Origin of the sequence: Streptomyces sp. Mut1 (assembly GCF_030719295.1) — a bacterium.
GTDB lineage: Bacteria > Actinomycetota > Actinomycetes > Streptomycetales > Streptomycetaceae > Streptomyces > Streptomyces castrisilvae.
On sequence record NZ_CP120997.1, the window covers coordinates 1,867,250 to 1,891,204 of the forward strand.

Annotated in this window: 16 protein-coding genes; 9 read left to right on the forward strand and 7 right to left on the reverse strand. The window is 72.0% G+C overall.

Annotation, left to right across the window (positions count from 1 at the left end; translation table 11 throughout):
* Position 1: 1 nt before the first annotated feature.
* Both P8A18_RS07935 and P8A18_RS07940 read left to right on the forward strand, forming a co-directional pair.
* Positions 2–5,041, forward strand: coding sequence for a tetratricopeptide repeat protein (locus P8A18_RS07935; RefSeq protein WP_306053032.1), 5,040 nt, complete (start codon positions 2–4; stop codon positions 5,039–5,041).
* Between the two features lie 322 nt (positions 5,042–5,363).
* Positions 5,364–5,732, forward strand: coding sequence for a hypothetical protein (locus P8A18_RS07940; protein WP_306053034.1), 369 nt, complete (start codon positions 5,364–5,366; stop codon positions 5,730–5,732).
* On the opposite strand, the gene P8A18_RS07945 is transcribed toward P8A18_RS07940, so the two are convergent.
* Positions 5,662–6,000, reverse strand: a complete 339-nt coding sequence (locus P8A18_RS07945; RefSeq protein ID WP_306053036.1) for a hypothetical protein — start codon at positions 5,998–6,000, stop codon at positions 5,662–5,664. The genes P8A18_RS07940 and P8A18_RS07945 overlap by 71 nt on opposite strands.
* Positions 6,001–6,177: 177 nt before the next feature.
* On the opposite strand from P8A18_RS07945, the gene P8A18_RS07950 reads away from it, so the two are divergent.
* The 3 genes from P8A18_RS07950 to P8A18_RS07960 all read left to right on the forward strand — a co-directional run bounded on the left by P8A18_RS07950 (position 6,178) and on the right by P8A18_RS07960 (position 12,538).
* The gene (locus P8A18_RS07950; RefSeq protein ID WP_306053038.1) at positions 6,178–7,005 is read left to right on the forward strand and encodes a helix-turn-helix domain-containing protein; all 828 of its coding nucleotides are present in this window, start codon (positions 6,178–6,180) and stop codon (positions 7,003–7,005) included.
* Positions 7,002–7,196, forward strand: a complete 195-nt coding sequence (locus P8A18_RS07955; protein WP_306053040.1) for a DUF397 domain-containing protein — start codon at positions 7,002–7,004, stop codon at positions 7,194–7,196. The genes P8A18_RS07950 and P8A18_RS07955 overlap by 4 nt, the downstream gene beginning before the upstream one ends.
* Before the next feature lie 284 nt (positions 7,197–7,480).
* A complete protein-coding gene (locus tag P8A18_RS07960; protein WP_306053042.1) occupies positions 7,481–12,538 on the forward strand; it encodes a tetratricopeptide repeat protein in 5,058 nt (1,685 codons plus the stop codon).
* A 112-nt stretch (positions 12,539–12,650) separates the two neighbouring features.
* Here the strand turns inward: P8A18_RS07960 and P8A18_RS07965 are convergent, their stop codons facing one another.
* From P8A18_RS07965 to P8A18_RS07985, 5 genes are all read right to left on the reverse strand, one after another.
* Complete coding sequence (locus P8A18_RS07965; protein ID WP_306053044.1) at positions 12,651–15,806, reverse strand: efflux RND transporter permease subunit; 3,156 nt, start codon at positions 15,804–15,806, stop codon at positions 12,651–12,653.
* 165 nt (positions 15,807–15,971) lie between these two features.
* Positions 15,972–16,667 (reverse strand): response regulator, encoded by a 696-nt coding sequence (locus tag P8A18_RS07970; RefSeq protein ID WP_306053046.1) that lies wholly within the window; start codon positions 16,665–16,667, stop codon positions 15,972–15,974.
* Complete coding sequence (locus P8A18_RS07975; protein WP_306053048.1) at positions 16,664–17,938, reverse strand: sensor histidine kinase; 1,275 nt, start codon at positions 17,936–17,938, stop codon at positions 16,664–16,666. The genes P8A18_RS07970 and P8A18_RS07975 overlap by 4 nt, the downstream gene beginning before the upstream one ends.
* A gap of 151 nt (positions 17,939–18,089) precedes the next feature.
* Positions 18,090–18,368 carry a PspA-associated protein PspAA gene (pspAA, locus tag P8A18_RS07980; protein ID WP_018550150.1) on the reverse strand — a complete coding sequence of 93 codons (279 nt, stop codon included), beginning with the start codon at positions 18,366–18,368 and terminating at the stop codon, positions 18,090–18,092.
* 9 nt (positions 18,369–18,377) lie between these two features.
* Positions 18,378–19,154, reverse strand: a complete 777-nt coding sequence (locus tag P8A18_RS07985) for a PspA/IM30 family protein (protein ID WP_026249332.1) — start codon at positions 19,152–19,154, stop codon at positions 18,378–18,380.
* Positions 19,155–19,492: 338 nt separating this feature from the next.
* Here P8A18_RS07985 and P8A18_RS07990 point away from each other — a divergent pair, with 338 nt between their 5' ends.
* The 3 genes from P8A18_RS07990 to P8A18_RS08000 all read left to right on the forward strand — a co-directional run bounded on the left by P8A18_RS07990 (position 19,493) and on the right by P8A18_RS08000 (position 22,104).
* The gene (locus P8A18_RS07990) at positions 19,493–20,092 is read left to right on the forward strand and encodes a DUF3043 domain-containing protein (RefSeq protein WP_026249333.1); all 600 of its coding nucleotides are present in this window, start codon (positions 19,493–19,495) and stop codon (positions 20,090–20,092) included.
* Between the two features lie 158 nt (positions 20,093–20,250).
* Positions 20,251–20,934, forward strand: a complete 684-nt coding sequence (locus P8A18_RS07995) for a class I SAM-dependent methyltransferase (protein ID WP_306060748.1) — start codon at positions 20,251–20,253, stop codon at positions 20,932–20,934.
* Between the two features lie 78 nt (positions 20,935–21,012).
* On the forward strand, positions 21,013–22,104 hold the full coding sequence (locus P8A18_RS08000; protein WP_306053051.1) for a S1C family serine protease: 1,092 nt from the start codon (positions 21,013–21,015) through the stop codon (positions 22,102–22,104).
* Between the two features lie 66 nt (positions 22,105–22,170).
* Here P8A18_RS08000 and P8A18_RS08005 read toward each other — a convergent pair whose 3' ends face one another.
* Entirely contained in the window at positions 22,171–22,383 is a 213-nt protein-coding gene (locus P8A18_RS08005; RefSeq protein WP_306053053.1) for a hypothetical protein, read from the reverse strand.
* Between the two features lie 127 nt (positions 22,384–22,510).
* Between P8A18_RS08005 and P8A18_RS08010 the strand changes: the two genes are divergently transcribed.
* Complete coding sequence (locus tag P8A18_RS08010) at positions 22,511–23,713, forward strand: bifunctional adenosylcobinamide kinase/adenosylcobinamide-phosphate guanylyltransferase (protein WP_306053055.1); 1,203 nt, start codon at positions 22,511–22,513, stop codon at positions 23,711–23,713.
* Positions 23,714–23,955: the final 242 nt, after the last annotated feature.

Consider the following 23,955-nt stretch of genomic DNA (forward strand, 5'->3'; position numbering starts at 1 on the left):
GATGACGGGTGCGGACGAGGGCAGGCCGGGACCGGCGGGGACGGCGCTGTGTGTGGTGTGCGAGGAGTACGCGGACGCGGCGCGGTTTCCCCGGCTCGTGGGGGCCGGGGCCCAGATGGACGAGATCGTGGGGCTGCTGGAGGGGCTGGGGTACGAGACGCGGAAGGTGGGGGGTGGGGACCCTTCGTCGGAGGCGTTCCGCAGGGAGAGCGAGGAGTGGTCCGAGGGGTGGGTGGCCACCGGTATCGCCAGACCGGCTCTCGTGATCTGGTCGGGGCACGGCGTGCGCGTCGACGGTCAGACACGGCTTGTGCTCTCGGACCTGAAGCCTGTCGCCGACCCCGGGCAGTGGAAGGCACGCGTGCGGCGGCACGGGGTCATCATCGATGATCTGGTCAGCGAGGCCGTCGGGTCCGGCGCCGAACACGTCCTGCTGGTCGTCGACACCTGTTACGCGGGCGGCGGCGCGGTTCCGGCGATGGATACGGCCCTCGGGCGCTGGGCGGAGGAGTCCGCGCCACCCGGGCACGCCAAGTGGCTGGGATTCCTTGCGAGTTGTCAGAGCCACGAGACCTCGGACGGCAGCGGTCCGCTGCTGGCCGCTCTGGCCGAGGTGCTGAGGGCAGGCCCTGCGGGCAGCGAGTACCGCTCCGCGTGGAGTGACCACAACGCCTTCGTCAGCGGCCCGGACCTGATGAGTGCCATCGCCACGCGGTGGGACGACGGCCAGGGCCAGACACCGGTTCCCGCGTCCGTGGGCGACGGACGCCCCGTCTTCCCCAACCCCCTCCACTCCCCCGGCGCCCCGGCCCGGCTCGTAGAACACCTGGTGCAGGCGGCACGCGGGGTCGGGCCCACGGAGGAGGGCTGGTTCTTCACGGGCCGTACGAGGGTGCTGGGCCGGATCGTGGAGTGGCTGGGCGAGGACGCACCCGGCCTGTTCCTGGTGACCGGCCCCGCAGGCTGCGGGAAGTCCGCCGTGCTGGGCCGTATCGCCACGCTCGCGGACCCGGAGCAGCGCGCGAGGGCCGAGGAGAACGGCGCACTGCGCGTGGGCGACCCGGACCCCGGCGTCCGCGCGGAGCGCACCCTCGCGGCGGTGCACCTGCGCGACCTGACTCCGTTGCAGGCGTCGGAGCGGCTGGCGCGCGCCCTGGGGCTGCCCCGGCCCCGAAACACGGACGATTTCCGTGCCGAGGTACGGGAGTTGTCGCCGCAGCCGGTCCTGGTCATCGATGGCCTGGACGAGGTACCGGCCGAGCACACGCAGAGCATGATCGAGGACCTGGTGTTCCCGCTCAGCCGGACGGTCCCGGTGCTGCTCGGTTCGCGGGAGCGCCCGTTCCGCAACAAGCTGGAGGACAACGAGTCGCTGGTGCAGGCGCTGGCCCGGCACATCGGGGCGGGTGTCACGGCCGTCGACCTCGAAGTCGAACCGCACACGCAGAACGACATCGGCGAGTACGTGCGGCGCCGGTGCGAGGCGGCGAGGGTCGCGGAGGGCCTGGCGCGGGACGCCGGAGCGGCGATCGCGGAGCGGGCCACAGATGTCGGGGGCGGCTTCCTGTTCGCCCGCCTGGTCACGAGTACGGTCCTGGCGCGGGTCGGCTCAGAGGAGGACGGGGCTCTGCTGACGGAGCTGCCCGACTCCATCGACGCCGCGTTCGAGGACGAGCTGCGGGCGGTTCCCGCGCGGGTGCGGGACGACGGCACGGTGCTCCCGTCGGCGGCCTGGGACCTGTTGTCCGCGCTGGCCTGGACGGTGGGCCAGGGGATGCCTGCGGGCGGCGTGTGGGAGGCGGTGGCCGGGGCGCTGGGCGGAGGAGTCGAGTACGACGAGAGCGACGTGGACTGGGCGCTGTCGGTCTTCGGCCGCTACATCGTGGAGGACGCGGAGGAGGGGCAGGCGGTGTATCGCCTGTACCACCGGGAGTTCGTTGCTCACCTCATGCGGCGGGAGGGGCTGGGCGGGACGGCTGCGGACGAGGTGGTGTTGCGGACGCTGGTGGAGCTGGTCAAGCGGCAGGGGCGGGTGGGTGACTGGTCGGGGGTGGACCCGTATGTGACGCGGGGACTGGTGGGGCATGCGGTGCGGTGTGGCGGGGCGGGGGTGGAAATGCTGCGGGGGGTGGTGGCTTGGGACGGGGGGTGTGGGCCGACCTACCTGGCTGCGGCCATGCACAGACTGTCCCAGGTGTTGTCGAAGTCGGGGCTGCGTGACGAGGCTCTGGTCTATTCGCGCGAGGCAGTCGATCACTACGAACAGCTATGCGCGACGAGTGCAGAGAACTACCTGCCGGATCTCGCTGCCTGCCTCAACAACCTCGCTGTCTTCCTCTCCGATATGGGGGACCGTCAAGGCGCACTCACACCGGCCCAAAAGGCCACCAACCTCTACCGCACCCTCGCCGAACAACACCCCACAGCCTTCACCCCCGACCTCGCCGCATCACTCAACAACCTCGCCAACCAACTCGCCAACACAGGCGACCGCCAAGGCGCACTCGCGGCGGCCCAGGATGCCGTACACATCCGACGCGCCCTCACTGAACAACACCCCACAACCTTCACCCACGAACTCGCCACATCACTCAACAACCTCGCCGTCCGCCTCGCCGATGTGGGAGACCGCCAAGGCGCACTCGCACCCGCCCACGAAGCCACCAACCTCTACCGCACCCTCGCCGAACAACACCCCACAACCTTCACCCCCCACCTCGCCACCGCCCTCAACAACCTCGCCTACCAACTCGCCAACACAGGCGACCGCCAAGGCGCACTCGCACCCGCCCACGAAGCCACCAACCTCTACCGCACCCTCGCCGAACAACACCCCACAGCCTTCACCCCCGACCTCGCCGGTTCCCTCAACAACCTTGCCAATCGCCTCGCCGGTGTGGGAGACCGCCGAGGCGCACTCGTGGCGGCCCAGGATGCCGTACACATTCGACGCGCCCTCACTGAACAACACCCCACAGCCTTCACCCACGACCTCGCCGCATCACTCAGCAACCTCGCCAATCGCCTCGCCGATGTGGGAGACCGCCAAGGTGCACTCGCACCCGCCCACGAAGCCACCGACATCTACCGCACCCTCGCCGAACAACACCCCACAGCCTTCACCCACGACCTCGCCACCGCCCTCAACAACCTCGCCTACCAACTCGCCAACACAGGCGACCGCCAAGGTGCACTCGCACCCGCCCACGAAGCCACCAACCTCTACCGCACCCTCGCCGAACAACACCCCACAGCCTTCACCCCCGACCTCGCCGGCATTCTCAACAACCTCGCCAACCACCTTGCCGATATGGGAGACCACCAAGGCGCACTCGCACCCGCCCACGAAGCCACCGACATCTACCGCACCCTCGCCGAACAACACCCCACAGCCTTCACCCCCCACCTCGCCGGCTCCCTCAGCAACCTCGCCAACCACCTTGGCAATGTGGGAGACCACCAAGGCGCACTCGCACCCGCTCACGAGGCCGTACACATCCGACGCGCCCTCGCCGAACAACACCCCACAACCTTCACCCACGACCTCGCCGCATCACTCAACAACCTCGCCAACTGCCTCGCCAGTGTGGGAGACCACCAAGGCGCACTCGCACCGGCCCACGAAGCGGCCAACCTCTACCGCGCCCTCGCCCAACAACACCCCACAGCCTTCACCCCCCACCTCGCCACCGCCCTCAGCAATCTCGCCAGCCGCCTCGCCGATGTGGGAGACCGCCAAGGCGCACTCGCACCCGCTCACGAGGCCGTACACATCCGACGCGCCCTCGCCGAACAACACCCCACAACCTTCACCCACGACCTCGCCGCATCACTCAACAACCTCGCCAACTGCCTCGCCAGTGTGGGAGACCGCCGAGGCGCACTCACGGCGGCCCACGAAGCCGTACAACTCCGACGCGCCCTCGCCGAACAACACCCCACAACCTTCACCCCCCACCTCGCCGCATCACTCAACAACCTCGCCAACCAACTCGCAGACTCTGGAGACCTGTCGGGTGCAATCCATGCCTACGAGCGCGTCATCGCCGACCTCAGCCCCAAGCGCCCGACAGCAGGCCGCGCCATCACTCTCGAACGGGACACGTTTCTGATCAGCAGGACGGAGTGTTCTGCCCCAGCCGGCCTGCGAGGTCTCGCTCGATTGGCGAGCACCCCAACCGCAGAAGTACCGGACCAAGTGACATTCCGAGCCCGGGGAATACTCCGCCGACGCGTACAGGAAAGTGCTGCACACCACGAGGAGTTAACAACCATCTGGCAGGACGAAACCGCCGGGTCGCTTCCCGCTTGGCTGGCGCTTTCCCCCGAGGCACTGGACACAGTCGCCAAGTGGCTGACCTCACCCACCTGGTCCGACTCGTACACCCACTGGACCGAACACGCCGAGCTCCTGAGTGACCCCGAAGCCGCAGCAGCCCTCACCGAATACGCGCTCCTCGACCCCGAGGCCGTAGCCGAATACGAGGCGCTCCGGGAGGAAATCCTCACCCGAGGCGCACCCGCCGCCTACCACCCCCTCATCGTCGGCGAGCAGTTGGCCGACTGGGCGGCTTCCACCACCTGGGAGGAGTCCGAACAGTTCCTCCGAGCCCACCCGGACCTCCTCGCCACCGACCCGCCCGCCTTCGCCCCGCCCACTCCGGCCGCCCTCCTCCACGCAGCCCGCACCCACGACATCCCCACGGCCTACGCCCTCGTACGCGACCGCACCGCCCTCCAGCAGCACATCGACAACGCCCTCACCAGCGGCGACGCCGAAGCCCTCCGCCACGCGGCCTCCATCGAGTACGAGGTGTACGACGACCAGCTCTCCGCCCACACCCACCACCAGGCCGCCCTGCTCCTCGCAGGCACCCCCGACGAGGCCGACCCCGAAAGCCTCGCCCCCCTCGTCGCCGACGCCTCACCCGACACCCGCAACCGGCTGATCTCCGAGACCGCCGCCCTGAGCGCGGCGCACGCGCCCCAGCACGCCGCGCACTGGGCGCGGATCATTCAGGCACTGGCCACCACCGGGTGACGACCGCCGTCTGTCTCGTGCTCGCCGCCTCGCCCGAGGCCGGCCGGGCGCCCGCGCTCCATGAGGAGCACCGGGACGTGCAGCGCAGCGTCACGCACGCCCGGTTCGGGCACCTGTTCCGGCTCGACGTCCTGCCGGCCGCTCGGGCCGAGGATCTGGTGCAGTACCTGGCGGCCACCGTGCCGCACGTCCTGCACTTCGCGGGGCGCGGCACGCCCGAGGCGGGCCCCGCTTCGTCACCGACGACGGCGGCGAGGCGCCCGTTGCCCTGGACGGGTTACGCGACTGCGTCGCCGACGCCGCCCCGCTCGGGCTGCGGCTGGTGGTCCTCAACGCGTGCTGGACGGAGCCGTTGGCCAAGGAGATGGCCGGCCTCGTCCCCGTGGCCATCGGGTGGGAGGGGCAGGTCCCCCACGCGCACGCGTGTACGTACGCCCGGGTCTTCTACCGCAACCTCGCCGAGGGCGACTCCGTGCTGAGCGCCCACGCCACCGCCTGCAAGCTGCTCGCGCTCATCGGCTGCACCACGCCGCCGGTGCTGCACAGCACTCCGGGCCACCTCCCCGAGGCCCACTTCCTGATCGCCGCCTCCGACCGCCCCGTCCCGCCGGGCAAGCCGCTCAAGCCTCGCTGGTACCGGCCCCCGGGGCCGCCGCGCAAGCCGTGGTTTCCTCGTCCTCCGGAGACGTGAGGGCCGGAGCCAGCCGGTACCCCCGGCTCTCCGCGATCCGCAGGGTGTCCCGCAACGACTCCGCCAGCCGCACCCCGGTGAACCGCAACTCGCGCGTCCCCACGCCCGTTTCGGCCAACAACGCCCGCGCCTCGGTCAGGACGTACTGGGCCGAGTCGAGCAGGTCCGCCTCCACCTCGTCGGCCAGGAGCGACATCCGGCTGCCCGGGTCGTCGGTGCTCAGGTAGCACGGCGCCCCGCTCTCGCCGACCCATGGGAGCAACCTCATCGGGCTCCCCTGCGCGTCGAACATCATGTCGTCTCCGCCTCCGTTCGAGGAGCACTCTGGCCCCCGGTCGCACCCGCTGGTTACGGTGTGTGCCGCAATCGTCGCGCTGCGGCGGGTCGCAGCAACAGGCCCGCCCCGTCCCGACGTTCAGCGCGGGACACACGGAAGGCGCGCTCCATGACGTTCAGACCCCAGCCACTCACGCCCTACCTCTCCGCCCGCCACTACTTCGGCTCGGAGCAGCGCCGCCACCGCGAGCGCGCGGACCTCTCCCTCGTACAGCTGGCGGACATCCTCAACTCCAGCAAGAGCACCCTCGCCCGGATCGAGACGGCGGAACTGATGCCGCCACCGGACATTCCCAGCCGACTGGACACGGCATTCGGGACGGACAGGCACTTCCATGGGCTCTACGAACTCGCCCGCCGCGAGATCCACCCCGACCAGTACCAGCGGTACATGGACTTCGAGGCTCGGGCCGAGGTCATAGAGCAGTACGGCGCGCAGGCGCTGCCCGGCTTGTTACAGACCGAGGAGTACGCGCGCACGTTCCTCCGCTGCCAGGAGGACCTGAGCGAGGAAGTGATCGAGGAACGCGTCACCGCGCGCATGTCCCGGCAGGAGCGGCAGCGTTCAGAGAATCCGCCGTTCCGATGGGCAGTCATCGACGAAGCCGTACTACGGAGGCAGATGGGCAGCCGGGCCTGCATGTACCAGCAACTGGCCTCGCTGCTGGAGCAAGTGGATACTCCGAACAGTAAAGTTCAGGTGATGCCGTTCAGTGCGGGACTCCACTCGCTCCTGGGTGGCGCGCTGACTCTGCTGACCCTGCCGGACGGCACCTCGGTGGCGTACGAGGAGAGCATCCAGGCCGGTCATCTCTACGAGGACCCGGCCGCGGTGAAGAGGTGGCGGCGGCAGTACGAGGTACTGCGCGCCAACTCGCTCCCCCTGGCCGAGTCGGCGGAACTGATCCGTACCGTGATGGAGGACTTCCGACCATGACTCACTCCCCCGAGCTGAGTACCGCCCGCTGGCGCCGCAGCAGCTACAGCAATTCCAACGGGGGCGAATGCGTCGAGATCAGCGACGACTTCCCCGGCATCGTCCCCGTACGCGACAGCAAGAACCCCACCGGCCCCGCCCTCGTCGTCCAGGCCGCAGCCTGGACCGAGTTCGTCACGTTCCTCAAGTAGGGGCTCGGAAACAGCGCAACGGCCTGTCCCACACGCGGGTGTGGGACAGGCCGTCTTCCTTTGCGCCCGGCACCTGGCCGAACCTCCGCACCGCCCGAACTCGCCCTTACCACCCGAGGGCTGGAAACAGCCGAGTTTGTCCGGACCGGCCCCGGGGCGCCCCATCCGTGCGTACGCTGCTTTCTTCATCGGCGTGAGTACGGAGCGGGCCCGCTTGCACACGCAGCGTGTCCGGCGATCGGTGATGACCTCTCTGATGCTGGTACGGGAAGGCGAAGCGAACGATGGCGTATGAGGCGGGCGTGGTGGACGACGAGGGACACGAGCCCGCGGGAACGGCGCTGTGTGTGGTGTGCGAGGAGTACGCCGACGAGCGGAGCTTTCCCCGGCTGACCGGGGCCGTGGCCCAGATGGAGGGCATCGCGGAACTGCTGGAGGGGCTGGGGATCGCGGCGCGGGTGGTGGACGACGGGAACCCGTCCTGGGCGGCCTTCGAGCAGGCCCTCGGCGCCTGGAGCGAGGGGTGGCGGGGGTCGGGCGCGCCCAAGCCCGCGGTCATCGTCTGGTCGGGGCACGGGGTGCTGGTGGACGGCGAACTGCGCCTTGCCCTGAGCGATTTGGATCTCGGCGACGATCAGGTGACGCGCGAGACACGCGCCCTCAGGCGGGGCGTCGCGGCCGAGACGCTGGTCAATGAGGCGGTGGCCTCGGGAGCCGACCAGATTCTGATGGTCATCGACACCTGCCACGCGGGGGACGCGGTGGGCCGGGGCCTGGAGAAGGCGCTGCGGCGCTGGGAGGCCGCGTCCATGCCGCCCGGCCGGGTCCAGTGGTTCGGGATCATGGCGAGCTGCCGGCGCGGGGAGACCTCGGACGGCGACGGCCCGCTGCTCGACGCGCTGACGGAGGTGCTGAAGGCCGGTCCGGCCACCACCGAGTACCGCTCGGCGTGGAGCGCGCACAACGCGTGGATCAGCGGCCCGGACCTGCTGGCCGCGCTGGGTGAGCGCTGGCGCGGCGAGGGTCAGACGCCGGTGCCCGCGACCGTGGGCACCGGGCGGCCGGTCTTCCCCAACCCGCGCCATGTGCCCGGGGCCCCGGCCCGGCTCGTGGAGCACCTGGTGCTCGCGGCGCGCGGGGTCGGCTACCGCGAGGAGGGCTGGTTCTTCACGGGCCGCAAGGAGGTGCTGGGCCGGATCGTCTCCTGGCTGGAGGCGGACGAGGCCGGGCTCTTCCTGGTGACCGGTCCCGCCGGCAGCGGCAAGTCGGCCGTGCTCGGCCGGATCGCGACGCTGACCGATCCCGTGCAGCGCGAGGAGACCGAGGCCCAGGGCGGGCTGCGCGAGGGCGACCCGGATCCGGGCCCGCGCCCGGAGCGCTCCCTCGCCTCGGTGCATCTGCGCGGACTGAGCCCGCTCCAGGCAGCCGCGGAGCTGGCCCGGCAGCTGGGGCTGCCGGAGCCCCGCAACACGGACGACTTCCGGGGTGAGCTGCGCGAGTTGCCCCGGCAGCCGGTGCTGGTGCTGGACGGTCTGGACGAGGTGCCCGCCGAGCATCTGCGCGCCATGATCGAGGAGCTGGTCTTCCCGCTCGGGCGGGCGGTCCCGGTCCTGCTCGGCTCCCGCGAACGCGCGTTCCGCAGCCGCCTGTCGGACGGCGGGCACCAGGACGAGACCCTGCCGGACGCGCTGGCCAGGCTGATCGGGGCGGGCGTCGTCACCGCGGACCTGGAGCGGGAGCCGCACACGCAGGAGGACATCGCCGCGTACGTGTTCCGCAGGTGCGCGGCGGCCGGTGTCCCGGAGGACCGGGCGCGGGAGGCGGGCGAAGCGGTCGCCTCGCGGGCCACGGCGGTGGACGGCGGGTTCCTGTTCGCCCGGCTGGTGACGGGCTCGCTGCTGGCGCGGGGGCAGGCCGCCGGGGAGGACGGCCTGCGGGACGGGCTGCCGGACTCCATCGAGGCGGCGTTCGAGGACGATCTGCGGGCGGGTCCGGTCCGGTCCCTGGTGGACGGCACCGAACTGCCGTCCGCCGCCCGGGATCTGCTGACCGCGCTGGCGTGGACGGTGGGGCGCGGGATGCCCGCCGGAGGCGTCTGGGAGGAGGTCGCCGGAGCGCTGGGCGGCCGTGACGTGCCGTACGACGAGAGCGACGTGGACTGGGTGCTGTCCGCGTACGGGCGTTACATCGTCGAGGACTCGGAGAGCGGGCAGGCGGTGTACCGGCTGTACCACCGGGAGTTCGTGTCCCACCTCGCGGACCGGCCGGCGCCGGGGGGCGCCAAGGCCGCCGAGGTGGTGCTCGCCGCGCTCGCCGCGCACACCGAGCGGCGCACGGCGGACGGCGGCTGGCAGTCGGTCGATCCGTACGTGGTGCGGGGGCTGTCGCGGCACGCGGTGCGGGCGGGTGAGCCGGGCATCGGGATGCTGCGGGGACTGGCGGAGCGGGTCGGGCCGAGCGCGGTGCCGGTGCTGGCCCAGGCGTTGCACGGCTTGTCCGAACGGCTCGGGAGGGAAGGGGAACTGGACGCGGCGGTGGAGGCGGCGCGGGAGGCCGCCCTCCTCTACGGGGCGCTGGAGGAGGCCGCCCCCGGGTCCTGCACGACGTCGCTGGTCCACACGCTCGTCAGCGTCGCCAACCGGTGCGCCGACATCGGCGACCGTGAAGGGGCGCTGGTTCCGGCGCGCGAGGCGGTCGCGCTCCAGCGGAGAGCCGCCGAGGCGGAAGGCAGCGCGTCGCGGCCGGACCTGGCTCTCGCCCTCGCCACGCTCGGCCGCCGCGTCCACGGCATCGGTGACCGCGAGGAGGGGCTCACGCTGACGCGGGCCGCCACCGGTATCTTCCGGGAGCTGGCCGAGGAGGAACCCGCGGCCTTCCGTCCGCGGCTCGCCGCCTCGCTGACCAACCTGGCGGTGAGCCTGGCGGCCGTCGGGGAACGCCGGGCCGCCGTTGAGCCCGCGCAGGAGGCGGTACGGCTCCACACCGAGCTGGCCGCCTCGCATCCGGACGAGTTCCTGGCGCCCCTCGCCTCCTCCCTGACCAATCTGGCCTACGTCCTGAAGGCCGTGGGGCGGCAGGCGGACGCGCTCCCGCACGCGGAGGCGGCGGTCCGGGTCAACCGGAAGGTCGCCGAGCGCCACCCCACCGCCCTGCGGGCCGCGCTGCCGGGCTCCCTGACCAATCTGTCCGAGCACCGGGCGGACATGGGCGATCTCGCGGGATCTCTCGCGCCCGCCCGGGAGGCCGTGGACATCTGCCGGGAACTCGTCTCACGGCACCCGGACGCCTTCCGGCAGGACCTGGCCGCCGCCCTCCACAACCTGGCGGAACGGATCTCCGCCACCGGGGACCACGAGGGCGCGCTCGCCCCGGCCCGGGAGGCCGCGCGCATGTTCGCCGGACTCGCCAAGGAGCACCCCGACGTCTTCCAGCCGGATCTCGCGCGCACCCTGACCTCGCTGGCCAACAAGACCGCCACCGCCGGAGACCGGGCGTCGGGTGTGCTGCTCGCCCGCGAGGCCGTCCGCATCCAGCGCGATCTGGTCCGGAACCGCCCGACGGCCTCGGCGCCGGGGCTGGCCGCGATGCTCAACAACCTCGCGATGCATCTCGGCACCGCGGGTGAGCCCGGGGAGGCCCTGCCCCACTCCGAGGAGGCGGTCGCGCTCTACGGGCACCTCGCCGCCGAGGACCGGGACGCCTTCCTCGCGGAGTTCGCGGTCGCCCTCAACAACCTCGGCAACTTCCGCGCGACCCTGGGCGACATGTCGGGGGCGCTCGCGGCCGGCCGGGAAGCGGTCGCCATCCGCCGTGAACTCGCCGCACAGCAGCCCGACGTCTTCCGGCAGGAGCTGGCCACCTCGCTCGCCAATCTCGCCGCCCACCTGAACAGGGCCGGGGAACCGGCGGAGGGGCTGCGGGCATCGGAGGAGGGCGTCGCGCTGCTGCGGGAACTCGTCGCCGACGCGCCCGTCCTCCGCTCCTCCCTCGCGGGCTCGCTCGGCACCCTGGCCCAGAACCTCGCCCACACCGGCAGTCCGCAGGAGGCTCTGACCGCGGCCCGGGAAGGTGTCCTCCTCTGGCGCGGGCTCGCGGACGAGCAGAGCGGCGCCCACCGCCCCGATCTGGCTCTCGCCCTGCGCAACCTCGGCAAGCTCCTGGGGATGGGCCAGGACCCCGAAAGGGCGGTGGGCACGGCCCGGGAAGCGGTCGCCGCCTACCGGGCCCTGGCCCTGACTGACCCCCGCGCCTTCGCGGGGGACCTGCTGCACTCCCTGGGCGACCTGGCCCACGCGCTCGCCCGCACCGACGACCACGACGCGGCGGTCGCGGCGTTCGACGCGGTCGTGGCGGAGTTCGCCGCCGTCCACCCGGCGACCGCCCGGCGCCTCGGTGTCGAGCGGAGCATCTTCCTGCTGGACTGCCCCGGTACCCGCCCCTCGGACGGCGTACGGGCACTCGTGTCCTTCCTCGGCGGGGACGGCGGTGCCGAGGAGGACGACGGCCCGGACGTGGTGACCGTACGGGCCCGGCGTGCGCTTCGCGCCCACGGCGATGCCGAGGCCGTGCGCGCCGCGTGGGAGGCGGAGACCTTCGGCCCGGCGCCCGACTGGCTCGGCCTGTCGCAGGAGACGCTGGACCTGGTCAGCTCCTGGCTGTTCGCGCCCGACTGGCCCACGTCACGCGATGTCTGGTCCCGGAACACCGAGGTCCTCGGCGGCGAGGAGACCGCGACGGCTCTCGAGGAACTGGCGCTCCTGGACGCCCGTACCGCGCAGCGGCACGCCGCGCTCCGTGAGCTCGTACTCGTCCACGGGGTGACCGCCGCGTACGACCCGCTGATCCTCTCGGAGCAGCTGGCCGAGTGGGTGGGCTGCGAGTCCTGGGCCGAGTCGCGGGCCTTCCTCCAGGACCACCCGCGCCTTCTCGGGGTCCGGCCGTCCCCGGACACCCCGCTCTCGCACGTCGCCCTCCTCGATGTCTCCCGCGCGGAGGGGATGGACGCCGCGTACCGCCTGGTGGAGGACCGCGACGCCCTCCACGCCTATGTGGAGCGGGCGATGGCGGACGGGGACGGCAACGCCCTGATGACCGCGGCGGCCATCGAGGGGCAGGTCTTCAACGACCAGCTGTCCTCCCTCACCCACGCCCAGGCCGGCATGGTGCTCGCCGGTGCCGTCGAGGGCGTCGAACCGAGCGAACTGGCCATCCTGATCCCCCGCTCGCGCGAGGAGGTCCGGGTCCGGCTGCTGAGGGAGATCGCCGGCCTCAGCGTCCAGCACGCCCACCCGCACGGCGAGCTGTGGCTCCGCATGGTCCAGGCGCTCAGCGGGGCCGCCTGACACCCGCCGCCGAACCCGAAGGGGCCTGTCCCGCACACTCGGTGCGGGACAGGCCCCTGTTCGTGCCGGGCGGACCGGACAGCCGGACCGGATCAGGCCTTCTCCGGCCCGATCAGCCCTTCGCGGGCTCCAGCTCGTCGGAGGAGGCTTCCTGCGACTCGGCCGGGGCCGGGAGGCCCGCCTTCCTGGCGCGCTTCGCGGCCTTCTTCCCGGCGCGCCGTTCCTTGCGGAGCTCGACCATCGCGTACAGCGTCGGCACCAGGAGGAGCGTCAGCAGGGTCGAGCTGATCAGGCCGCCGATGACGACCACGGCCAGCGGCTGGGAGATGAAGCCGCCCTCGCCGGTGACGCCGAGCGCCATCGGGAGGAGGGCGAAGATCGTCGCCAGGGCGGTCATGAGGATCGGGCGCAGACGGTGGCGTCCGCCCTCGATGACCGCTTCGACGACGCCCAGGCCCTGGGTGCGGTACTGGTTGATCAGGTCGATCAGCACGATCGCGTTGGTCACCACGATGCCGATCAGCATCAGCATGCCGATCATCGCCGGGACACCCATCGGGGTGCCGGTGACGATGAGCAGGCCGAGCGCGCCGGTGGCCGCGAACGGGATGGAGACCAGCAGGATCAGCGGCTGGATCAGCGACCGGAAGGTGGCGACCAGCAGCATGAAGACGATCGCGATGGCCGCCAGCATGGCCAGGCCCAGGTTCACGAAGGCGTCGTCCTGGTCCTCGGAGACACCGCCGATGGTGGCGGTGGCACCGTCCGGGAGGTCCAGGGCGTTGATCTTCGTCTGGAGCGAGGTGCTGACCGCGCCGGTGTTGTCACCCGTGGGGCGCGCGGTGATGGTCGCGGCGCGCTGACCGTCGATGCGGGTCATGGAGACCGGACCGGGGACCAGCTTCACCTCGGCGATCGAGCCGAGCTTGGTGCCGCCGAGCGGAAGATCCTTCAGCTCCTGCATCGTGGTGGCCGGGTGGGCCGACTTGATGACGACGTCGCGCTCGGCGTCGTCCATGATCGCCTTGCCGGACGGGGTGCCGCGCACCGCCGCGGCGACGGCCGCGCCCAGCGTGGCCTGGTTGTATCCGGCGTCGGCCGCCTTGTCGTTGGCCTTGACCGAGATCCGCGGGACGCTCTGCGCCAGGTCGCTCTGGACGTCGGTGACGTCCTTGAGCTTGGCGACCTCGGCGCGCACCTGCTCGGACGCCTTCCTCAGGGTGTCCCCGTCGGCCGACTTGACCACGACGCTCAGGTCCTGGCTGCCGAAGCCGTCGCCGGCGCTGATGGTGGTGTCACCGATGCCGTCGAGCTTGGCGAGGCCCTTCTCGATGCGGTCCTGGGTGGCCTCGAAGCCGGCCGAGTCCTTCAGGGTGACCTGGTAGGAGGCCTGGTTGGCGCCGGTACCGCCGCCGAAGGCCGCCATGAAGCCGGACGAGCCGACGGTGACCTGGTAGTCCTTGACGCCCTTGTCGTCGGAGAGGAGCTTCTCGACCTTCTTGGCCGCCTCGTCGGCGGCCGCCAGGCTGGTGCCCGGGGTCAGCTTCTGCTTGATGGACAGGACTTCCTGCTCGCCCTGGTCGAAGAAGTTCGTCTTCAGCAGCGGGGCCATGCCGAAGGTGCCGAACAGGACGGCGACGGCGATGACGACACTGGTGATGCGGCGCCGGGTGGCGAAGCGGAGCACCGGGACGTAGATCCGCTGGAGCCGGCTGCGGGCTTCCTTCTCCTCGGCGTCGCGGCGCGCCTTGTCCGGGTCCTCCGCGGTGCCCTTGGGGGCGCGCAGGAACCAGAACGACAGGACGGGGACCACGGTCAGCGAGACGAGCAGCGAGGCCAGCAGGGCCGCGGTGACGGTCAGCGAGAAGGAGCCGAACAGCTCGCCGACCATGCCGCCGACGAGGCCGATCGGCAGGAAGACGGCGACGGTGGTGAGCGTGGACGAGGTGACCGCGCCGGCCACCTCCTTCACCGCGGTGAGGATCGCCGACTGGCGCTCCTCGCCGTAGCCGAGGTGCCGCTTGATGTTCTCCAGGACGACGATCGAGTCGTCCACGACCCGGCCGATCGCGATGGTGAGCGCGCCCAGGGTCAGCATGTTGAGCGAGAGGTCACGGGTCCAGAGCACGATCAGCGCGAGGACCACGGAGAGCGGGATGGAGACCGCGGTGACCAGGGTGGAGCGGAGCGAGCCGAGGAAGACCAGGATCACGATGACCGCGAAGACCAGGCCGAGCGCGCCCTCGGTGGTCAGGCCGGAGATCGCCTTGGAGACGGCGGGGCCCTGGTCGGAGACGACGGTCAGCTCGGCGCCGGAGCCGAGGTCCTTGCGCAGGTCCGGGAGCTTGTCCTCGACCGCGTTCGAGATGGCGACGGCGCTGCCGTCCTTGTCCATCGTCGCCATGACGGCGAGGCTCGGCCTGCCGTTGGTGCGGGTGATGGAGTCCGCGGCGGCGGGCTCCTGCTTCACCGTCGCGATGTCACTGACGCGCACCGGCTTGCCGGGCTTGCCGGACGCCGGGTCCTGACCGGTGACCCGCAGGTCCTCGATCTGCTTCAGCGAGGAGAAGGCACCACCCACCTGGATGGTGCGGCTCTTGCCGGACTCGGAGAAGGCGCCGGCGGGGACGGTCGCGCCGCCCGCCTGGAGGGCCTGGGAGAGCGAGGACGCGTCCAGACCGGCGGCGGCGAGCTTCTTGTCGTCGGGGGTGACGGAGATCTGGAGGTCCCGTACACCATCGACGGAGACCTGGCCGACACCGTCGATGTCCTCCAGGGCGGGGACGACGGTGCGGTCCAGCTGGTCGGCGAGCGCCTGCTGGTCCTTGTCGGAGGTGACCGCGAGGACGACGGTCGGGATGTCGTCCGTCGAGCCGGCGATGACCTGCGGGTCGACATCGGCGGGCAGCTGGACGCGGGCGCGGTTCACGGCCTGCTGGATGTCGGCGACAAGCTGCTTGGTGCCGTCGGAACCGAAGTCGAAGGACGCCATGATGACGGCGTTGCCCTCGCTGGCGGTCGACGTGATGCCGGTGACACCGTCTACGGCCTTGATCGAATTCTCGAGCGGTTCGACGACCTGCTTCTCGACCACATCGGGGGACGCGCCCTGATAGGGGGCGAGCACCGACACCATCGGAAGTTCGATGGTGGGCAGCAACTGCTGCTTGAGCTGCGGGATCGCGATCGCGCCGAAAACGAGCGCGACGATCGAGATCAGCCCGATCAGGGCCCTTTGCGCGAGGCTGAATCTGGACAGCCAGGACATGGGTGGGTCTCTCTTCTGTGGCTTACGCGGCAGGTGGGCGGGGTAACTCGGGGACACACCCGGCCCACCTATACGATCGCCGATCCCCGAAGGCAAAAGCGTCGGCCCCAGGGTCGCTTTCTGATGCCGCGCATACCGCAGCTGGAGTACGCCCCAGCTGCACCCTTACTCCACCCGAGGGCGCACCAGGCCCGATTCGTACGCAATTACCACCAGTTGCGCGCGGTCCCGGGCGCCCAGCTTCGCCATGGCCCGGTTCACATGCGTCTTGACGGTGAGTGGGCTGACGACCAGGCGCTCGGCGATCTCGTCGTTGGACAGCCCGCCCGCGACCAGGACCAGCACCTCGCGCTCCCGGCCGGTGAGGGCCGCCAGCCGCTCGGAGTACACGGCCGCGCCCGGCCCCGCGTCGGCCCCGTTCGCGCTCTGTGCGAGGAACGTGGCGATCAGGCCCTTGGTCGCGGCGGGCGAGAGCAGCGCCTCGCCCCCGGCCGCGATCCGGATGGCGTTGAGGAGTTCGTCCGGTTCGGCGCCCTTGCCGAGGAAGCCCGAGGCACCGGCGCGCAGCGACTGCACCACGTACTCGTCCACCTCGAAGGTGGTGAGCATGACCACGCGGACGTCCGCGAGATCCGGGTCGGCGCTGATCATCCGGGTCGCGGTCAGCCCGTCCGTACCGGGCATCCGGATGTCCATCAGCACCACGTCGGGCCGCTCGGTGCGGGCCACCTCCACGGCCTGCGTCCCGTCCGCCGCCTCGCCCACCACCCGCATGTCGGGCTCCGAGTCGACCAGCACCCGGAACGCGCTGCGCAGCAGCGCCTGGTCGTCCACGAGCAGGACCTTGATGGCAGCTGTCATGCGTTCTCCCCCGTCCGGTCCGCCGCGCCCGGCCGACCGGGCTCCTGCGCGCGGGCCTCGACGGGCAGGATCGCATGGACGCGGAAGCCGCCCCCGTAGCGGGGACCGGCGGTGAGGGTGCCGCCGAGCGCGGTGACGCGTTCACGCATCCCGAGCAGGCCGTGGCCGCCGCCGCGCGTGGCCTGCGGGGTGCCGGCGGCGTTCCCCCGGCCGTCGTCCAGCACCATGACCTCGGCCGTGGCTCCGACCCGTACGACACTCACCTCGGCCCTGGCACCCGGACCGGCGTGCTTGCGCACATTGGTCAGGGCCTCCTGGATGACCCGGTACGCGGCCAGGTCGACGGCCGCGGGCAGCGGGGGCTCCTCCCCCACCGCGCAGGCCACCTCGACGGACAGTCCCGCCTGCCGGACGCTCGCCACGAGTTGGCCCAGGAGAGCGAGGCCGGGGGCCGGTTCGGTGGGGGCCTCCGGGTCGCCGGACTGGCGCAGCAGCCCGACGGTGGCGCGGAGTTCGTTGAGCGCGGAGCGGCTCGCCTCGCGGACGTGGGCGAGGGCCTGTTTGGCCTGGTCGGGGCGTTTGTCCATGATGTGGGCGGCGACTCCGGCCTGCACGTTGACCAGGGCGATGTGGTGGGCGACGACGTCGTGCAGGTCGCGGGCGATCCGCAGCCGCTCCTCGGCCACCCGGCGGCGGGCCTCCTCCTCGCGGGTGCGCTCGGCCCGCTCGGCGCGCTCCCTGATCGCGTCGACGAACGCGCGCCGGGAGCGGACCGCGTCGCCCGCCGCCGCGGCCATGCCGGTCCAGGCGAAGACGCCCAGGTTCTCCTGGCCGTACCAGGGCGCCGAGCCGAAGAGCATGGCGCCGGCGGTGAGCGCGGCCATGGTGAGCAGCCCGACCCGCCAGGTGGTGGGCCGGTCGGTGCGGGCGGCGACGGTGTACAGCGCGATGACCGCGCTCATCACCACGGGCGTCGGCGGGTCGGCCGTGACCAGCTCCACGAAGGCCAGCGCGACGGTGACGGCGAGCACCGCCATGGGTTCGCGGCGGCGCCGGACCAGCGCCAGGCCGCCCAGCGTCATCAGCAGCAGACTGCTCGGGGCCGGGGTGCGGGTGCCGAAGGTGGGCGGCCCGTGGTGCCCGCCCGGGTCGACGTACGACGCGACGAGCATGGCCACGAGGACGGCCAGGGCGAGCGCGCCGTCCAGCGCGAGGGGATGGGCGCGCAGCCAGTGGCGTACGCGCAGGACCCCGGTTCCGAGGGTGGTCACGTCCAGCTACGTTACGGCGTGTCGCTCGCGGCCCGGTCCGGCCGCCGGGGAGCGCGGCGAGCGGCGGGGCCGCCCGTACGGCACTGTGCCCCGCGTCCGGCGGGGGCCGGGCGCGGGGCACAGAGTGCGGGTGCTGGAGAGCCGCCGGGTGTCAGCCGGGGATCAGGCCGTCGTCGCTGAGCATGGCGCGTACCTCTTCGAGGGTCGCGTCGGGCGACGGCAGGATCAGCTCGGACGGCTCCAGGGAGTCGTCGGGCAAGGGTGTGCCGAGTTCGCGCACCCGGGCCAGGAGCGCGTGGAGGGTGGTGCGGAAGCCCGGCCCGTCACCGCTCTCCATCTCGGTGAGCAGGGCGTCGTCGAGCTTGTCGAGCTCGGCGAGATGACTGTCGGCCAGGACTGCCTGGCCCTCCCCCATGATCCGTACGATCATGACGCTGCCTTAATTCTTGTCGAACTTGTGGGACTGACCGGTCTGCTGCTGGGCGTCCTGCGGGCCGCCCTCGATCGCCTGCTGCGAGGAGGAACCGCCGGCCAGTTCGGCCTTCATGCGCTGAAGTTCCAGCTCCACATCCGTACCACCGGAGATCCGGTCCAGCTCGGCGGCGATGTCGTCCTTCGCCGTGCCGCTCGGGTCGTCCAGGGCGCCGGAGGCGAGCAGCTCGTCGATCGCGCCCGCGCGCGCCTGGAGCTGCTGGGTCTTGTCCTCGGCCCGCTGAATGGCGAGGCCGACGTCGCCCATCTCCTCGGAGATGCCGGAGAAGGCCTCCCCGATCCGGGTCTGCGCCTGGGCCGCCGTGTAGGTGGCCTTGATGGTCTCCTTCTTCGTCCGGAAGGCATCCACCTTGGCCTGCAGCCGCTGGGCCGCCAGAGTGAGCTTCTCCTCCTCGCCCTGCAGCGTGGTGTGCTGCGTCTCCAGGTCGGTGACCTGCTGCTGGAGGGCGGCACGGCGCGACAGCGCCTCGCGCGCCAGGTCCTCGCGGCCGAGCGCGAGCGCCTTGCGGCCCTGGTCCTCCAGCTTCGAAGACTGGCCCTGCAACTGGTTCAGCTGCAGCTCCAGCCGCTTGCGCGAAGTCGCCACGTCGGCGACCCCGCGGCGCACCTTCTGAAGCAGCTCCAGCTGCTTCTGGTACGAGTAATCGAGGGTCTCGCGCGGATCCTCGGCCCGGTCAAGGGCCTTGTTTGCCTTCGCGCGGAAGATCATCCCCATACGCTTCATGACACCGCTCATGGGCTTCGCGCGCCCCCTTCTGACTCAACTGGGCTCCAGCACTCCAACAGAACCCACAGTACGGGCCCTGCCTCTATTACCGCACTGTTCGAGCGAGGATGGGGTCCTCCCCAAGGACGACTGTGCCCCCGGACCGCTCCGGCCCAGGGAGTAGGTGAGGGTCCGGGAAACGGTGTGAAGGCCGGGAATCGGGCGGGTGAAGGTCCGGGAATCCGCTGATGACGCCCGTATCGTCCCGCTCGTACACCCACCAGGACGCAGGCCGTTGCCGGATCGTTCCCGGCCGGTCTGGGGTCGTCGCGATCGACCCCGTACCCTTGGGCCTTGTGTTCCGTAGCCGCTCCAAGGAAGAGAAGGCCCCCACCGACAAGGTGACGGCGGACCTCTCCAAGACGTCCCGCGACCCGCAGGCCCCCAAAGGTCGCCCCACCCCCAAGCGCAGCGAGGCCCAGTCGCAGCGCCGTCGTGCCTCCAGTGGCGCGCCGCTCGACCGCAAGGAGGCCATGAAGCGCCAGCGCGAAGCGCGGCGTGTGGACATGGCCAAGCAGCGGGAGGCGCTCGCCAGTGGTGACGAGCGCTATCTGCCCGCGCGCGACAAGGGGCCCGTGCGCCGCTTCGTCCGCGACTTCGTGGACTCGCGCTTCTGCATCGCGGAGTTCTTCCTGCCGCTCGCCGTGATCATCCTGATTCTCAGCGTGATCCAGGTGCAGGGCATCCAGAACATCTCGCTGCTGCTGTGGCTGATCGTGATCGTGCTGATCGTGATCGACTCGATCGGGCTCGCGTTCCGGCTGCGCAAGCAGCTGAACACGCGCTTCCCGGACACCCCGAAGCGCGGCGCGGTCGCCTACGGGCTGATGCGTACGCTCCAGATGCGTCGGCTCCGTCTGCCGAAGCCGCAGGTCAAGCGCGGGGAGCGGCCCTGAGTACGGAGTTCCCCGGCTCGGCCGACGGCGTAGCCGCCGGCCGGCGGGACGGTGCGGTCACCGGTTTCGCCGGGGCCGCTCCGGCCTGGACGAAGGGGCTCTCCGGGCTGCGCAACACCGTGCGCCAGGAGCTGGTCGCCCGGCAGCTGGACGAGCAGATGGCGGCCCGCTTCCCGGTCGGGCAGCGGCTGCGCATCCTCGACGTCGGCATGGGCCAGGGCACGCAGGCGCTCCGGCTCGCCCGCGCCGGCCACACGGTGACCGGGCTGGAGTCCGACCCGGAGATGCTGCGGGTCGCCCGTGAGGCGCTCGGCGGCGAGCCCGCGGGCATCCGCGAGCGGGTCCGCCTCATCGAGGGCAACGGCCAGGACACCGGGGTGCACTTCCTGCCCGGCAGCTTCGACGTGGTGCTCTGCCACGGCGTCCTGATGTACGTCCAGGAGCCGGACGCGATGGTCGCGGGCCTGGCGAGGATGCTGGCGCCGGGCGGGCTGCTGTCGCTGCTCGTACGGAACGCGGACGCGCTGGCGATGCGGCCCGGGACGGCCGGGGACTGGGACGGGGCGCTGGCCGCGTTCGACAGCGCCCGGTACACCAACCGGCTCGGGCTGTCCGTGCGCGCGGACCGGCTCGACGCGCTCACGGCGACGCTGGCCTCGATCGCGGCGCCGCTGCACGCCTGGTACGGGGTGCGGATCTTCACGGACAACGTGAGCAACGACGTCGAGCTGCCGCCCGCGGCAGAGCTGGAACGGGTGCTCGCGGCGGAGGACCGGGCGGGGCGGACGGACCCCTATCGCGGGGTGGCCGCGCTGCTGCACCTGTGCGGGGTGCGGGGGTAGATCTCCCGTCCGGCCGCGCGGTGCCCCGGTGGATGCGCTCAACAGGCCGCCATCGGGGCCGAAAGTAATAATCCGGACATGGATGTCTTTCACTCCCGCCGTCGTGCGCGCCGGCTGCTGCTGCCCCTGTCCGCCGGCTTCTGCGCCCTCGCGCTGGTGAGCGGCTGCTCCGGTTCGAACGCCTCCGCCTCGAAGCCCGACGCGACGAAGTCCGGATCGGCCCAGCCCGGCCCTGCCCCGAAGGCCGCCGGTGATCTGCAGAGCGAGTACCAGTCCGTCATCAACGACGTGCTGCCGTCCGTCGTGCAGATCGACGCGTCCGACAGCCTCGGCTCCGGTGTGGTCTACGACGCCAAGGGCCACATCGTCACCAACGCCCACGTCGTCGGCGAGGAGAAGACGTTCAAGGTCACGGTGGCCACCGGCGAGAAGGTCCTGAAGGCGTCACTGGTCGCCACCTATCCCGAGCAGGATCTCGCCGTCATCAAGCTCGACGACGTGCCCGACGGGCTGCGGGCCGCGAAGTTCGGCGACTCGGAGAAGGTCGCCGTGGGACAGATCGTGCTGGCGATGGGCTCGCCGCTCGGCCTGTCCAGCAGCGTCACCCAGGGCATCGTCTCGGCGCTCGGCCGGACCGTGAGCGAGAGCAGCTCGGGCGGCGGGACCGGAGCGACCATCGCGAACATGGTCCAGACGTCGGCCGCGATCAACCCGGGCAACAGCGGCGGCGCCCTCGTCAACCTGAACAGCCAGGTCATCGGCATTCCGACGCTCGCGGCCTCCGACCCGCAGATGGGCGACAGCGCGGCGCCCGGGATCGGCTTCGCCATCCCCGCCTCGATGGTGCGGACGGTGGCGGACCAGATCATCAAGAACGGCAAGGTCATCGACTCGGGCCGGGCCGCTCTGGACATCACGGGCCGCACGGTCGTCAACGCCAGTTACCAGCCCGCGGGCGTCGCGATCGTCAGCGCGAAAAAGGGCGGCGCGGCCGCCGACGCGGGGCTGCGGTCCGGCGACATCATCACCAAGGTCGGCGGCACCCCCGTCACCACGATCACCTCGCTCTCCGAGGCCCTGGCCGGGAACAAGCCGGGCGACAAGGTGACCGTGACCTACATGCGCGGCAACGCGGAGAAGACCGCCGATGTGACGCTCGGCGAGATCTGAGGGACGCGGCACGGCGACGGCCGCCGGGCAGGCCCATCGGGCCCGCCCGGCGGCCGTCGCGTCCCGTCAGCCGGCCTCGTCGGCCCGGAGGCTCATCGGGCCGTAGATCTTCGTCCCGTCGTCGAAGAGCGTCACCTGCTCCGCCCCGCCGTCCAGGAGTTCCTTCCAGTACTCGCCGATCCAGGACTCCGCGTCACCCTGCGTCGTGAATTCCTCCGGCTGCAGGGCCGGCTCCGTCTCCGTACCGTCGGACTTCTCGAACCGCCACGTCCACGCCATGTGCGCCTCCCTGGTCATTTGTTACGGTCCGCAGCCTAATCGCTCCGGTCCGGAACAGAAGGGGCCCGGTCGCGCCTCGCGTACCCCACGTCGCGCACCTCCCGCGTGCACGCGGGAGGATCGGAACGTGGAACTGACTCTCCTCGGCACCGGAGCCCCCGACGGGCTGCCGCGGCCCGACTGCCCCTGCGCCGCCTGCGCCACCGCCCGCGGGGCGGGCAGCCGGGCCGCGACCGCCCTTCTGGTCGACGACGCGCTGCTGCTCGACCTCACGCCCGGGGCCGTGTTCGCCGCCGCCCGCGCGGGGCACTCGCTCACCGGCGTACGCCAGGTGCTCCTCACCCATCCGCACGACGGGCCCGCCGTCGAACTGCCCGCCGGGCTGCCGCCCGCGGGCCGGGTGCCGGACGGCCGGGTGCTGACGCTGATCAGCGGACACCGGGTGCGGGCCGTGCCGATGGACGCGCCGGGGACGGGTTACGAGGTGACGTCGCCGGAGGGCGCCCGGCTGCTCTACCTGCCGCCGGGCGGCGCACCGGCCGGCCTCACCGAGCCGGCCGCCCAGCCGTACGACCTGGTGGCGGCGGACATCGTGGGGCGGCCCGACGCGGTGGCACGGCTGCGGGCCGTCGGGGCGGCCGGGCCGGCCACCGAGCTGGTCGCCGTCCACCTGGACCACGACGCCCCGCCGGGGCCCGAGCTGGAGCGCCGGCTCGCCGCGGCCGGGGCGCGGGCCGTCCCGGACGGCACGACCCTGACGGTGGGCGGCTACCCCGCGCCGCCCGTCGTGCCCCGGCGCACGCTGGTCACCGGCGGCGCGCGCTCCGGCAAGTCGGTCGAGGCGGAACGGCGCCTGGAGACGTACCCCGAGGTCGTGTACGTGGCGACCGGGGGCGGCCGGGACGGGGACGCGGAGTGGGCGGCGCGGGTGGGGCTGCACCGGGAGCGGAGGCCGGCGGCCTGGCGCACCGAGGAGACGTGCGAGGTGGCCGGGCTGCTGGCCTCGGACGGGCCGCCGCTGCTGATCGACTGCCTGTCGCTCTGGCTGACCGACGCGATGGACCGGGTGGGCGCCTGGGACGACGCGGCGTGGGCGCGGGGCGGTGAGCGGGCGCTGCGGGACAGGACCGGCGAGCTGGTCGCCGCGGTGCGCGGGACGCGGCGCACCGTCGTCCTGGTGACCAACGAGACCGGCTCCGGTGTGGTCCCGGCGACGGCGGCCGGGCGGCGTTTCCGGGACGAGCTGGGGCGGCTGAACGCGGCGGTGGCCGAGGAGTGCGAGCAGGTGCTGCTGGTCGTGGCCGGACAGGTGCTGACGCTGCGCGGCTGACCGTGCCGGGCGGGGCAGCCGCGCGCTTCGCGGGGCCGGCCCTGCGCGCGTGGGCTCCGGGGACGGCCGTCCGGGCCGACCGGACGGGCGTCCCGGTCCGGCCGCGCGCGTGGGCTCCGGTCCGACTCGATGGGCATGCCGAACCGTCGGGCGGGCCCGGTCGCGCGCGCATGGGCTCCGGCGCACCGGCCGGGGCCGGAAAACGCGGCGGGTACTGTTCCGCAGTGAGCCCCCGCCGGGCT